Source organism: Roseibium aestuarii (assembly GCF_008477545.1).
Classification (GTDB): Bacteria; Pseudomonadota; Alphaproteobacteria; order Rhizobiales; family Stappiaceae; genus Roseibium; species Roseibium aestuarii.
Window position 1 is genome coordinate 18,092 of sequence record NZ_VORA01000010.1, and the last position, 13,558, is coordinate 31,649.

Annotated in this window: 9 protein-coding genes; 1 reads left to right on the forward strand and 8 read right to left on the reverse strand. The window is 58.3% G+C overall.

What is annotated here, in order from left to right; all coding sequences use genetic code 11:
* Window positions 1-16: 16 nt before the first annotated feature.
* On the forward strand, window positions 17-1,306 hold the full coding sequence (locus FR728_RS18995) for a protoporphyrinogen/coproporphyrinogen oxidase (protein WP_149894316.1): 1,290 nt from the start codon (window positions 17-19) through the stop codon (window positions 1,304-1,306).
* A 44-nt stretch (window positions 1,307-1,350) separates the two neighbouring features.
* Here FR728_RS18995 and FR728_RS19000 read toward each other — a convergent pair whose 3' ends face one another.
* From FR728_RS19000 to FR728_RS19035, 8 genes are all read right to left on the reverse strand, one after another.
* Window positions 1,351-2,754, reverse strand: coding sequence for a glycosyltransferase (locus FR728_RS19000; protein ID WP_188318968.1), 1,404 nt, complete (start codon window positions 2,752-2,754; stop codon window positions 1,351-1,353).
* Between the two features lie 290 nt (window positions 2,755-3,044).
* Window positions 3,045-4,667: a glycosyltransferase family 29 protein gene (locus FR728_RS19005; RefSeq protein WP_149894318.1), complete on the reverse strand. Its 1,623-nt coding sequence runs from the start codon at window positions 4,665-4,667 to the stop codon at window positions 3,045-3,047.
* A 137-nt stretch (window positions 4,668-4,804) separates the two neighbouring features.
* Window positions 4,805-6,202, reverse strand: a complete 1,398-nt coding sequence (locus tag FR728_RS19010) for a KpsE/RkpR family capsule polysaccharide export protein (protein ID WP_149894319.1) — start codon at window positions 6,200-6,202, stop codon at window positions 4,805-4,807.
* 29 nt (window positions 6,203-6,231) lie between these two features.
* On the reverse strand, window positions 6,232-6,891 hold the full coding sequence (locus FR728_RS19015) for an ABC transporter ATP-binding protein (protein WP_149894320.1): 660 nt from the start codon (window positions 6,889-6,891) through the stop codon (window positions 6,232-6,234).
* Window positions 6,888-7,688, reverse strand: a complete 801-nt coding sequence (locus FR728_RS19020; RefSeq protein ID WP_149894321.1) for an ABC transporter permease — start codon at window positions 7,686-7,688, stop codon at window positions 6,888-6,890. The genes FR728_RS19015 and FR728_RS19020 overlap by 4 nt, the downstream gene beginning before the upstream one ends.
* Window positions 7,689-7,860: 172 nt before the next feature.
* Window positions 7,861-11,241 (reverse strand): error-prone DNA polymerase, encoded by a 3,381-nt coding sequence (locus FR728_RS19025; protein ID WP_280115360.1) that lies wholly within the window; start codon window positions 11,239-11,241, stop codon window positions 7,861-7,863.
* Window positions 11,238-12,704 carry a Y-family DNA polymerase gene (locus tag FR728_RS19030; protein WP_244304773.1) on the reverse strand — a complete coding sequence of 489 codons (1,467 nt, stop codon included), beginning with the start codon at window positions 12,702-12,704 and terminating at the stop codon, window positions 11,238-11,240. Before FR728_RS19030 ends, FR728_RS19025 begins: the two co-directional genes overlap by 4 nt.
* Window positions 12,652-13,290: an ImuA family protein gene (locus FR728_RS19035; protein ID WP_149894323.1), complete on the reverse strand. Its 639-nt coding sequence runs from the start codon at window positions 13,288-13,290 to the stop codon at window positions 12,652-12,654. The genes FR728_RS19030 and FR728_RS19035 overlap by 53 nt, the downstream gene beginning before the upstream one ends.
* Window positions 13,291-13,558 lie beyond the last annotated feature (268 nt).

A 13,558-nucleotide genomic window follows, 5' to 3' on the forward strand; every position in this document is an offset into this window, starting at 1 on the left:
ACTACTGGAGAATGTGATGATACTGATCATTGGTGCGGGCGTGACCGGCCTAACCTGCGCCGCTTGTCTCGACGGCGATGTGCTCATTGTGGAGCGCGATAGCGAAGTTGGCGGGTATTGCCGAACGACAAAGCGGAACGGTTTCGTCTGGGATCGCGCTGGCCATTTCTTTCACTTCTCGAATAGCAAAATAAAGCGCTTCTTCGACAAGAGTATCCCAGATGACAGCTTTGCTGTCGTGGAAAAGTCGACGAGCATTTTTTTGTCAGATGTTGGATATGTCGATTTTCCATTCCAGAAGAATATTCACCAGCTGCCAAAGCATGAGTACATAAGGTGCCTTATAGATTTATATGAAGCTGAAAAGGGTGATCGACCATACTCAAATTTCAAGGAATACATTTATCATACTCTCGGAGCTGGCATATGTGACCGTTTTCTCATCCCTTATAATGAGAAACTATACGCTTGTGATCTGAATGAACTTGATCAGGACGCGATGGGTCGTTTTTTCCCTAAGGCAAATTTCGAAAATGTTCTTCTGAATGCCAAGCAGGGCACAAACTCCTCGTATAATCAGTTTTTTTCCTATCCGCGTGATGGCGCGAATGCGTTCGTAGAGGTGCTGAAGCATCACGCGCTTAGGAGCGCGGAGATTTGTCTAAACACTACCGTTGAGTACATTGATATTGCTTCTAAGGAAGCGCGGCTTTCTTCTGGGGACGTGATCCGTTTCGAAAAACTGGTCAATACGGCGCCTCTCGATAAATTCTGCAATCTTGCTGGCATAGATACGTCGGCGGCTCAGTTGTCTGCCAACAAGGTCGTTGTCTTCAACCTAGGATTTGATCGCTGTAACGAAATCAAGGCGCATTGGATATACTATCCTGGAGACGAGGTTTTCTATCGCGTGGGTTGTTATCACAATATATTTGGTACGACTTCAGCGAGCCTGTACGTTGAGATCGGGATGGCACGTGACGATGCGGTCGATGAAGCTGCATTGCTTGATCGGGTTCTGAACGACCTCGAAAAAGTGGGTCTTATTGAGTCCGACTTTATACTCGTCGATCATGAGTTCATTCAGATGGACCCTGCCTATGTGCATATCAACAAGACTTCAAATGCTTTCAAGGAGCAGTTGAAATCTGAGCTTGAACATTCAGGCATCTACACGGCGGGCCGCTACGGGAATTGGACCTATTGCAGCATCGAGGATAATTTGATCGAGGCTCACGGCATCGCCAAGATCATCGGCGGTGCTTCCATGTATCGCGATACATTGGGACTGGATTCAGAGGATTGAAGTCGTTCCCCGGCGCTTGCGAGGGGCGCCGGGGAATTGAACTCTTAGCCCTTGAAGGGCTCGCTTCGCGTGAACAGCGACCGGATGGGGTGCTTGATCTTTGCAAGACGTTTCTGGAGATTGCGGTTGTTGGGAATCAGGTTTGACGCATATTCTAGGTGCGAAATCGCCTCTGCACGGTTTCCGAGCCGGATAAGAACTTCCGCCAGTTTACGACGCAAGTCCGGGCGTTTGGGGTCGAGATAAGCGGCTGTGCGGTAGAGATCTGCCGCTGCTTGGAGTAGCCCCTTCTGTTCCAGTTCTTCAGCGAGCTTTGCTGCGCCTGGAGCGGTTACTGGCGTCTTGGATCCGTGCGGAAGCCCGGCAGGGGCTGCAAACGATGTGCCTGGCGCCGTGGTCGCCCGCGGTGAATTGAGCATGGGGGTTGTCTCGTCACGTGGTAATTCAAAGGGTAGGCGTACGATTTTTCGGTCAGTTGGCCGGATCTTGAAGTCTGCGTAGAGCTGGTCGATCGTGTCCTGATAACCGGTTGCGAATTTCTGTGGTGTCATCTCTCTTTCATACAAAGCGGCGTTGCTGCGCCGCCACTCGGTGAGTGTTTCGGGTGAGAGCTGGCAAAAGCGGGTGAGTGCATCAGTTAGACTGTCCACGGAGCCTGGTTCGAAATAGAGAACACCGTCGGTTCTGCCTTCAAGATATTTGTAGCCACCTATCTTTGCGCTCACGAGCGGTGTTCCGAGCGAAAGTGCTTCGATCATGCTAAGATCAAAATAGGATCCGCGGTTCGCGATGACGCAGGCATCGGCAAGGTTCAGATAATTGCCGGGAGCGGTCGTGAATGGGACTTCAATCCAACGCGGATGATCGAGGGATGGCTTGTCCTGCTTCTCTCCGACGGCGAGGAACCACGCATTTGGATCGCGCCCCAGCACCTGTTTCGCAGCTTCAACATAGAGATCGAAACCTCGCATCGGAATGAACCGACCAAGGTGGAGGAAGACCCGGGCATTTGCCGGTATTCCGTGCTGAGCTCGCATTGCATCTGCTGACAAGGAGACAGCCTTCTTTTCCGTTCCCGTGACCGAGAAGTAGATTGGCTTGGATGCAGCAATTTCAGCAAACTCCGGCCAGTCCTGATGGTATCCTTCCATACTGTGTTCGCTCGGGAAGAACAGCGCATCTGACATGCGGAAGGCAAAGTCGTCACGTAGCCGGAGGAAATGCCGGTATCCTGCGATCTTTGCTTCGTTCTGAACGAGCCACTCCCTGGGCCGGTTCTTGGTGAAGTGAAAGACGTCTTCGAACTCAGGCTTCCACGGATTATGTGTGGTCAGTATCTTCACAACGTCATTCTCAATCCCGCAGAGGCGCAAGAAGTTATAGACCGGAAGGAAGTTGTAGGCGCCATGAATGTGAACCGATGTGATCTTGCGGACATCGATCTTCATGAACTCTGAGGGTGGAATGACCGAGTGAAACCAATGCTGAACATTGTAAAACTTTAGGAGATCTGTTTCCTTATAGGCCTCTATGAATGGAGTATTAGACCGGAGCAAATCGCATCTTATATTTGGAAGCCGATCGTCCGGGCCTATATCTGGAAATAGAAAAGCGTGCTGTACTCCAGTGCTACTAACGAATTCTTCGTTTCGCTCCATTCCATCAAGAAGACTTGACAGATATCCTACCGTACCTCCTTTATTTAGGTCAAATCCTTGATGGCAGTGTAGGTAGTGTTTCATTGGCGTTGTCCCAATTGGCTTCGCTCTGTTTGGATTTTTTGAATGTATTCCCGTTCCGAATTCCAATTATGAAAATCTACAGAACTATCTTTGACAGGGTCGTCATCGAAGTAATGCCTTCCTTGTGACTCTGATTTCTGATCAGAGAAACCAAATATACTTACTGTGTTTTTTTGTGTCGTCTTTCCTAATGTATATATTAAGAAGGAGAGGCCCGTTGATATGGATATATTGTTGGACATCAATCTAATTCTGTCACAGTCATAGTCGAAGTATTTAGCTCCGCATAACATCAGATTATATATGACGAGGCACCTATCGACGGGTCGCTTTAATGAATATCTGGGTGATATTACGTAGTCGAAAGACGGGATAAATTCCCTTCTGTATATCGTTTCGATGGCTGGGGTGATGACCCAGCAGTTCGTTTTTGTGCCGTAGTCGTTGATAGAGCTTTGGTCCAACTTGAAATTGTTAAACCTAAATACAATATCGTGACTGTCTATTATTTCTCCCTTGTTTCTTCCGATCTCAGAAGGGGAGTTTCCTACAATTGCGATGCTCTTATCTTTTACATAGTCGGCGAATGATTCCTCATTTGCTTTCGACGTCGAATTGACAGTATTTGAAATTCTCTCGAGTCTCGTCGAATGAGTTACTTTTTTTCTGTAGCGAATTTTTATGAGAGCTTCCTCAGCGCCCTTGATGAAAGTTGAGGCTTCGATCAGTTCGTTCTGGAAGCTATAATCGAACAATCTCTCTAGGTATGCTCTGCTAATTATGTATAGCTCCCCGTCAACGACCGACTTTGAGGCGTCATTTGTTGTAATGGTGTCAATGAAGTATTTGCATGTATCATGAACTGCCTTGGACTTATGATTTATAAAAAAATCGTTCATCGCGGACATGTAATTTTTTTTAAATACATCTCGATTTATATTATTTTTCTCATTTATATAAATGTAGGAACTCGCATAAAATGCTGATAGTATTTGGTGGAAGTGGTTTTTCGGATTCTTTTGACTATGTGATATGGTCACATCCAGATTGGATTCGGTAAATTCAACATGAATTATTTCCACTTTCCCGTGAGCCAATTGATAGCCCGTCCCGGGGGTTGAGTTCCGGATCTGGCGCGCGTGTAACTTTATTTTTTCGAAGTTATAATCTGGACGCGACTTAAAGAGTACGTTTAAGTGTTTCTTATTTTCATTTAGGTTTGTGCGGTTTGTTATTTGAGGCCGCCTTGTGTGGCCAACAGTCACAAAATCCATCGTAACTTCACTTAATCCATTCAGGCGCGCCTCTGAATAGAGAATCCAGAGATAGTCCTCCATGATGAAGTCGTCAGGTTCGAGAATTGAAATGTAGTCACCCCGGGCGACCTTCAATCCTGCATTTACAGCGGTTCCATAGCCGCCGTTCTCTTTGTAGATCGGGCGAATATGCGCGTATCGATCGGCGTAATCCTGGATTATCTGCCGAGTATTGTCTTTCGATCCGTCGTCGACTGGAATGATCTCGATGTCGTCGAGAGTTTGCGCAAGGGCGCTGTCGAGGGCTTGGGTGAGCCACTCGCCTACATTGTAGCACGGGAGGATCAATGAAACTTTCGGCATTCACTTCTCATGGTATTTGCGCGGGGGAGAGCGTTTGAGGTTGGTCAGGCATGAGTGCTTGGCCGAGACCGATAGGGCGTAGCTTGGCTTCGTCCTGATGTTCACGACTGGTGCAGTCAAGAGACTGCGAAGCACCCTCAGTTCCTGTCGCGGATGTTGTAGTAGAGCAGGACGGCCACGCCCCATAGTCCGAAGAGAGCAAGGGCCGTGAAGAGAGAGTAGGCCAGACGATGCGGATACTGGGCCTGCTCGGAGAGCGTGGGCTTGATGAAGGTTGCAAGGTACATGTGCTTCTGCGCTGCGTCCTGGCGTGCCTTTTCCAGCCCGGCGAGGGCGGTTGCGTAGAAGCGGTTGGAGAATTCCTCTTCCAGCTTGAGATCCGTGTATGTGGAGATCCGCTGAGACAGGCGGTCGCCGCGGGATAGGGCTGCCTGGGCAGCGGTATCTCGCTCGCCCTCTGTCGCGGCGACACGGCCATCGCCGAGCTTGTTCCTGTAGCCGTCAACCTGAGCTTCGAGGGCGGAGATGGTCTCCTGGAGCAGGCGGACGCGGGGAGAGTCCTGCACCTGATACGACGAGAGGATGCTCAGTTCCGCCGTCTTGCTGGCGATTTCCTGCTCCAGTCCGGCAATCATCTCCATGGTCAGGCGGGCGTTGTCTTCCGGGCTGACTTCCTGCGTTTTGTCGCGATAGTTTGACATTTCCCTGCGGATCGCCCGCAGACGTGTTTCTGCCCTGGCCACGGTTTCTTCGGCGAAACGGAGAGTTTCGCGCCGGTTCGCATCGGAGAGCTGGTTCACGAGCGCATCACTGCGGGCAAGGATCGCTTCCGCGACGCGCACGGAATCGTTCGGGTCGAAGCTGCGCACGTCCACGTTGATCACGCCAGAAGTCGCGTCGTAGTGAACGTCCACCATGCTTTCCCAGTAATCGAGCCGCGCTTCGATCGGCAGGTCCTCGCCCATGCGGAAAAGCCAATCCGCTCCGGAGCGGTTGAAGATGGCCGTCAGATCAAGAGAGGGTTCCAGATCTTCGAGGATCGCCTGGCTGCGGATGTAATCCTGCAAGATGTAGCTGTTTGAGGCAGTGGATTCAGATCCACTGTCGAGGACCAGACCGAGGATATCCGTCGCCGCACCCTGGGTTGAGCTCCGGATCGCGAAGGCGACGGTGCTGTTGTACTGGTCGCTGGCAAAGAACGCCATGTAGCCGGAGAAAAGCAGGGAGGGCAGGGCGACGAAGAGAAAGAAGCCGAGGACAATCAGCCTGTGACGTGTTCTCGGGCGAGAGCGGCTGGACGTGCCGGTTCCTGGAAGGGCCAGGTCGAGCAGGCGATGTGGATCAAGGCCTGTCTTCTTCAGGCGTGCAACGAGATCCCCGGACCCCGAGGCGCGATCCGGTCGAGCCTTCCCATCCTCGGGCAGGGCCACGAAGGCGCCCTCTCGAGCCGGTTTCGATACGGTCTTGTCGCCGTTCGCGGCACCCCGGATCTTGTCCCCTTTAACGGGCCGCGCGGTCTGGTCCGAAGGCGTCATGGCTCTCTGTCTTCCTTGCGCTTGGACGGTCAGCGACGCGCCATGTTGGCATTGTGCGCCGCTATGGCATCATCAATGTTGGGATAATAGGTTAACGCGCCGTCTTCAAGCACGACGCCGGTCGTGCAGTAATCCTTGAGTGCGCTGTCTGTATGAGAGACCATGATGATATCGGAGTGGTTGAGCTTTTCCTCGAAAACCTGTTTGCACTTGCGTCGGAAATTCGCATCTCCGACAGCGGTGATTTCATCCACGAGATAGTAGTCGAAGTGGATTCCCATGCTGACACCGAAGGCCAGTCGGGCTTTCATGCCGGAGGAATAGGTCTTCACTGGCATCTGATAGGCCTTCCCGAGTTCGGCGAAGTCTTCCACATAAGCAACGAGGTCCTCGGTATCGTGGCCGTAGATGCGTGCGACGAAGCGAACGTTCTGTTCGCCTGTCAGGGATCCGTTGAAACTGCCTTGGAAGCCAAGCGGGAAGGATACGTTGGCGCGGCGGATGATCCGCCCCGAGCTCGGCTTGATGGTGCCGGCGATCAGCCGCAAGAGTGTTGACTTGCCTGCGCCGTTGCGGCCGAGTAGTCCGATGCTGTCGCCGCGCGGAATGGTAAAGGAGACGTCCTTCACGATGTAGCGGGTCGTGCCCTTGAGCTTGAACCCTTTCGTGACACGGTCGAGGCGGATCATTGTTGCTCCCTCAGGCGCGCGTCGAAGAGCCAGACCAGGAAAAGGCCGAAGGCTAACGAGAAGATTGCGAGTCCTCCGACGAACCACAGGTTCACGTAGTCTGCCCGGTATGTCGGGTAAAAGCCCGTTCGGAACAGGCCGACGATGTGAACCAGCGGATTCCATAGAATGTAGTCTCGAAACGGTGGCGGAAGCTTGTCGGGCAGGAAAAAGACCCCGGAGACCATGAACGCCGGTCTGTTAATGATGCCCCAGATCTGCTGATAGGTGCTGCTCAGGTGGAACCAGACGATATTGGCGGCCCCGACCCCCGCCCCGAGCGTGATTGCCAGGAGCGAAGCCAGAAGGATGGGCTGCAGGTCACCCAGATAGAAGGGTTGCAGGAGGTAGATTGATCCGAAGAGAAGCAGCGTCACCACGTAAAGGGTCGCTGTCTGGAGGATGATCCTTCCGAGAATGGTGTCGAACGGCGTGACAACCGGATAGTTGAGCAGGGCCCGGTTGGCCTCGACGGCCGAGCAGACCTGATCTGCCATTGATCGGTACATATAGAAGACGGCATAGCCCGTGGCGAAGAACAGGGTGAAGCTGCGTCCGAGAGGCGGCAGGTGGGTGACGGCGGAGAAGACAAGGGTCAGGATTCCGACCGTGAGCACCGGGTCGAGGATTGCCCAGATGTATCCGCCGAACTTGTTGCCATAGCGGGTCGTCATCTCGCGGACGATCAGGGCAAAGACGATGTCCGTCTGCCTGCGCAAGCCACTCGCGCGTGAATGGGATCCGATCGAGCCTTGCATGTCCGGGCGTACCCTATCTTCGATTGCGCGCAGGGTAACTGACCCCAGGATGCGCTGCAATAGCAAGAGCCTGAGGCAGCACGTCCTGACTTTTCGTCGTGGGGGTTGTTCTGCTGATTCATTGGGTGGAGCCGGGGCTTCGCCACATTGGTCTTCCCTGAAAAATGCAGGGTCAGTGGAAGTCTCGGCTGGGGAACAGGTGCCGGGCCTGTTCGCGCGGGTGGCGGGCGGTGGGGAGGATCCGTGGGGGGCGCGGCGCCTCGTCGGCCTGAGGCAGGGTGATGCCGACGGCCCCGTCGAGCGGGTGTCCCAGGTCCGACAGGCGATGAGAAAGATCCTCGATCCGGTCCGCGATGAGGTGAACGACGATCCCTTCGCGCTCCAGGCGTCCGCTGACCCGCAGGAGGCGTCCCTGCATCACGGCCCGGCGGAACCGCTGATAGACCTTCGGCCAGACCACGATGTTCGACACGCCGGTTTCATCTTCCAGTGTCAGGAAGATGACCCCGGAAGCCGTGCCCGGGCGCTGGCGCGTGATGACCAGGCCGCAGACGCTAACGACGCGTGACGGCGTGGTCGCAAGCTGATCGTGGGGCAGCAGACCGGCAATGGCCGGGCGCAGCAGTTCCATGGGGTGAGCGCGCAGGGTCAGGCGCATGGAGACATAATCCTCCACCACCTCTTCCCCCAGATGCATGGCCGGCAGGTTGGCGAGCGGTTCGCGGATGCCTTCCCCGTCGAGGGGATCGGAGAAGAGCGGCAAGGGGGCCGGCGAGCGGATTGCCCGCACCTGCCACAGGGCGTCCCGGCGTGACAGCCCCATGGCGCGGAACGCATCGGCCTCCGCCAGCCGTTCCAGCACGGCAGGGCGAATGCCGGCGCGCAGCCAGACGCTTTCGGGATCCGGATAACCGTTGCCCCGGGCTGCGGCGATCCAGTCCGCATCTTCTGCGCGGAACCCCTTGATCTGGCGGAAGCCCAGGCGCAGCGCCCAGCTCCCGTCGGCGCGCCGCTCCAGCGTGTTGTCCCAGGCACTGGCGTTGACGCAAATGGGGCGCACGTCCACGTCATGCTCACGGGCGTCACGCACGATCTGGGCGGGAGCGTAAAATCCCATGGGCTGGGAGTTGAGCAGGGCGCAGGCAAAGATCGCCGGGTGATGGCATTTCAGCCAGGAGGAAACATAGGTCAGCATGGCGAAGGCGGCCGCATGGCTTTCCGGGAAGCCGTAATCGGCAAAGCCCTCGATCTGCGAGAAACAGGCCTCGGCCACGTCCTGACTGTAGCCGTTTGCCCGCATGCCGGCGATGAAACGATCACGATGCTCGCCGATGGTGCCCATGCGCCGGAAGGCGGCGAGCGACCGCCGCAACCGGTCCGCCTCTTCGGCGGAATAGCCGGCCCCCACGACCGCAATGCGCATGGCCTGTTCCTGGAACAGGGGGACGCCCAAGGTGCGGCGGGTGACTTCTTCCAGGGCAGGGCCGAAAGGTTCGGGCCTTTCCAGCCCCTGACGCCGGCGGATATAGGGTTTGACCATGCCGCCCTGGATGGGGCCGGGACGCACGATCGCCACCTCGATCACCAGATCATAGAAGGTGCGTGGCCGCATGCGGGGCAGGAAGTTCATCTGTGCGCGGCTTTCGACCTGAAACACCCCGACCGCATCGGCCCGGCACAGCATGTCGTAGGTGGCCTTGTCCTCCTGGGGCACGGTGTCGAGGCTGAGTGACTGGCGTTCATGGCGCTCCAGCAACTCGAAGCTCTTGCGCAGGCAGGTGAGCATGCCCAGGGAGAGAATGTCCACCTTCAGGATCCCCAGGGTATCGATGTCGTCCTTGTCCCATTCGATGACGGTCCGGCCTTCCATCGCGGCGTTCTCGATCGGGCACAGCTCGTCGAGCCGGCCACGGGTGATGATGAAGCCGCCGACATGCTGGCTGAGGTGGCGGGGAAAGCCGATGATCTCGCGGATGAGGCGCATGGTGAGCGCCAGGCGTCGGTCTTTCGTGTCGAGGCCGATCTGGCGGGCTTGTTTCGGATCGGCCCCCTCGTTCGACTGGCCCCAGATCTGCCCGGACAGATTGGCCGTCACGTCCTGGCTCAGACCCATCACCTTGCCGACCTCGCGGATGGCCGCGCGGGTGCGAAAGTGGATCACGGTGGCACAAAGCCCGGCCCGGTGGCGGCCATATCTCTCGTAGATCCACTGGATCACTTCCTCCCGGCGCTCGTGCTCGAAATCCACGTCGATGTCGGGCGGCTCGCCCCGGTGGCGGGAAATGAAGCGTTCGAACACCATGCCGATCATGTCCGGAGACACGTCGGTGATGCCGAGCAGATAGCAGAGGATGGAGTTTGCGGCTGAACCGCGTCCCTGACACAGGATGCCGCGGGACCTTGCCTCCTGGACGATGTCATGGACCGTAAGGAAATAGGGGGCGTAGCCCAGCTCGCCCACAAGCCCGAGCTCCTTGGTCATGAGGTCATGCACCCGCTGGCTGGTTCCGTGCGGATAGCGGCGCTCAAGCCCTTCCCGGGCAAGACGGACGAGACGCTCCTGCGAGGTCTCGCTCCCCGTGCCTTCATCGGGGTATTCGTAGCTGAGTTCCGACAGGTCGAAGCCACAGCGAACGGCGATTTCCAGACTGCGGCGCAGGGCGGCCGGATGGTTACGGTAGAGGCGAGCCATGTCCTGAGGGCCCTTCAGCCGCCGCTCCGCATTGGGCAGGGCACGGGTGCCGATCCGGTCGATGGTCAGCCCCTCGCGCAGGCAGGTCAGCACGTCCGCCAGTTGCCGCCGGCTGCCGTGATGCATGAGCACGTCCCCCACTGCCACCATCGGGGTTCCAATGCGCAGGGCCAGGGCCGCACAGGCGTCGAACCAGGACTGGTCGGAGCCGTCATAGCGGGGTGATGCGCCCAGAAACACCAAGCCGGGCCAGCGCCGTTGCAGCCGGTGTATCGGGGCCGATGCGGTCTGAAGGTCGCGCGGAGGCAGGGCGATCAGGATCATGCCCTGGCACCCGGTTTCCAGATCGGCAAGCTCCAGATGGCAGTCGCCCTTGGCCGTCCGGCCCTTGCCCAGGGACAGCAGTCGGGACAGGCGGTGATAGGCCTCCCGGTCGGTTGGCAGGGCAATCCACTCGACCGCACAGTCCCGCAGCACCAGGCGGGTTCCGACGATCAGCTTCGGCAGCTTCAATGGGGAGGGGCCGCACAGGCCGATGGGCAGATCGACCGCCAGGCCGGCGTCCTGGCGCGAACTGGGATCGATTTGCGCCGTCGAGCGGATGCGCAGGGCCTTTTCCGCCTCTTCGCGAAGCGTTTTCAGAGCGGAATAAGCCCGAACCACCCCGGCCAGGCTGTTGCGATCGGTAATGGCGATCGCCTCCAGCCCCAGCTCGGCAGCGCGCAGCATCAGTTCCTCCGGATGGGAAGCCCCCGTCAGGAAGGTGAAGTTCGAGGTCACGCACAGCTCTGCATAGCGCGGCGATGGGGGCACCGGTGCCGGAGCAGAAACGGCAGGTAGAGGAAGAGCAATGGGGCTCACGGGAATTCCCCTTGCACGAACCAGCCGGGTTTTTGGGGCGTGTGGAAGAGCCAGAGCCGTCGGCCTTGCCGGGTGCTGACCCGCCAATAGTCGCGCAGACCCGATTGCCAGGTCTCGTCCTCGGTCCACCATTCCGGAGCAATGCGTTCAGGGCCTGTCGCATGGCCGACGGAAAAGCTCATGCGACGCCAGCGAAACCGCTCCGGCGGCCGCGAACCGGCGCCATCGATCGGCTCGGGCGGGAACAGGCGCAAGGGGCGGGGGCGCAGCGTGGTCCAGGTGAGGTGCGAGGCGGGCGGCACGCGCCCGGGCACGGGGGAGCAGGCCGGGGCCAGCAGGAAGCTGCGTTCCGGAATATGGGTGTCCACCGGCTCGAAGCGCAGGATGTTCTCGATGCCGATCCGGGTGCCGATGCGGGTCAGCAGGTCTTCCAGTCCGCTGGGCGCTGGGCCCGCGCCATGCCCGAGTTGTTCTGCCTCGACCCGTTCGACGGCGGTTGCCTCCAGCCGCAGCCGTTCGATGCCGAACCCGGCATCGACCTTGCTTACGCTGCGTTCGAAGAGGGGCAGGATGCGGCGGGCCTCCGTCACGGGGCGGGCCAGCCGTAGCTCGATCTGATGGGCCGCCTGATCCACCCGGTGCAGGGTGAGGTGCAGGACCCGGGCGCCTTCCCCGTAGCGGGCGAGCTTGTCGCACAGCTGGTCCAGCAGCCGGCCGGTCAGGGCCATGACATCATCCACAAGGCCGACCGGTTCGGGCAGGGTGATCCGGACGCCATAATGCGGTGGGTCTGACAGGGGGGAGATCTGCTCCGGTTGACGTCCGAGGGCCTGATCCAGCCGCCGCAGGACCTGTGGGCCGAAGCGTCGTGCAAGGGGCGCGCGGGCGGTTCCCTCCAGATCGCAGATCGTGCGCAGGCCCAGCCGCTGCAAGGACGTGATGGTCTCCGGCTCCAGCCGAAGGGCGGCAACCGGCAGAGGGGCGAGCGCTTCCAGGGGCTTGCCCGCCGGCGCGATGCCCTCTCCATGCCGGGCCAGAGCCCAGGCCGCACCGCGCGTGTCGGCAAGGCCGAGACGAACGGAGAGGCCGGCACGCATGAGCCGTTGCCGCATGTCGGCCAGCATGCCGTCTTCTCCGGAATGAAGGTGCGCTGACCCGGTGATGTCGAGCACCAGCCCGTCGGGCTCCTCCAGCCCCACCCAGGGGCAATAGCGCAAGGCCCATCGCCGCAGGCCCGCCAGAAACCGCGCCTCGGCAGACAGGTCCGCTTCCTCGCTGGTCAGATCGGGGCAGAAGGCGCGGGCATCCGCCCATGCCATGCCGCGATAGAGCCCGAGCCGCTCGGCCCTGGCATTCAGGCAATGGATCCGGTTGACGGACCCTGTCTGCAGGGTCAGCGCGAAAGGCACGTCAGTCGGGCGCGCCCGCAACACCCGGTCGCTCGCCAACCGGGGAAACCACATGGAGACAACGCGTTTCCCGGATCCACTGTACATGCCAGGTCCCAAATGTTCCCTTTTTGTTCTTTATAATTTCCCAGCGCATCAGAGTCGAGTCCCGGTTGACCGGATCAAAGACCGGCTCCGCCTGCCAGCGGGTTTCCGCGACATTGGACCCTGCCCCTTCGGGGATGAGACATATGCATGTGGGTTGCACGGGATTGATCCCGGAGGATGGCCCCGACCGGAGCCCTGTCTCAAAGCCGGTTCGTGCCGCCAGCTGCAGCCGTCGTCCCTCTCGCAACCCGATGGGCTGCACCAGTTCGATAACCACGAAGCCCACGGTTCCGGACCGCAGGGCTTCCTCACCTACGGCAAGACTTTCGGCCTGGGACGCGGTGCGGGCCAGCAGCTGATCGGCCGGATCCAGAAAGAGTGCCAGGCCTGCGGGATGGATCAGGGCCCGGTTCCAGCTTTCCTGGATCCACAAGGCCTTGCCGCCGGACCGGGCAATGGCGATGGCTGCAAGGGAGGGGGCGGCGGGGCCTTGCACTTCGTGCAGGCGGCCCGAGCTCAAGGGAAAGGCCGTCGAGAGATCTTTGCTAAGCATGGGACGGCAATCATAGCAGCCTGCATGGGCGCACAACAGATGGCCGGATCGGCCCGGCGGGCCGGGTGCGGGAGGCGCTGTGATGCTGCTTTGTTTGGTTAACGTTTGTTAGGATGCTGTTGAAATGTCTGGAATACGGGAGGATTTCGGGGTTTGAGGCTGTGGAGATGTCTGCGTTGTTCACAGGGGGTGTGGGGGTGGATCTGAAAATTGTGGTTTGGTGGATTTTTTGGCGTTGACGGTTTTGGGGTGGGTGCGTATAAGCCTG

Excerpts from the sequence above, each read along its gene's own strand:
- FR728_RS19035 (WP_149894323.1), bottom strand. The coding sequence starts at position 13,290 with ATGCTTAGCAAAGATCTCTCGACGGCCTTTCCCTTGAGCTCGGGCCGC.
- FR728_RS19010 (WP_149894319.1), bottom strand. The coding sequence starts at position 6,202 with ATGACGCCTTCGGACCAGACCGCGCGGCCCGTTAAAGGGGACAAGATC.
- FR728_RS18995 (WP_149894316.1), top strand. The coding sequence starts at position 17 with ATGATACTGATCATTGGTGCGGGCGTGACCGGCCTAACCTGCGCCGCT.
- FR728_RS19000 (WP_188318968.1), bottom strand. The coding sequence starts at position 2,754 with ATGAAGATCGATGTCCGCAAGATCACATCGGTTCACATTCATGGCGCC.
- FR728_RS19020 (WP_149894321.1), bottom strand. The coding sequence starts at position 7,688 with ATGCAAGGCTCGATCGGATCCCATTCACGCGCGAGTGGCTTGCGCAGG.
- FR728_RS19030 (WP_244304773.1), bottom strand. The coding sequence starts at position 12,704 with ATGTGGTTTCCCCGGTTGGCGAGCGACCGGGTGTTGCGGGCGCGCCCG.
- FR728_RS19005 (WP_149894318.1), bottom strand. The coding sequence starts at position 4,667 with ATGCCGAAAGTTTCATTGATCCTCCCGTGCTACAATGTAGGCGAGTGG.
- FR728_RS19015 (WP_149894320.1), bottom strand. The coding sequence starts at position 6,891 with ATGATCCGCCTCGACCGTGTCACGAAAGGGTTCAAGCTCAAGGGCACG.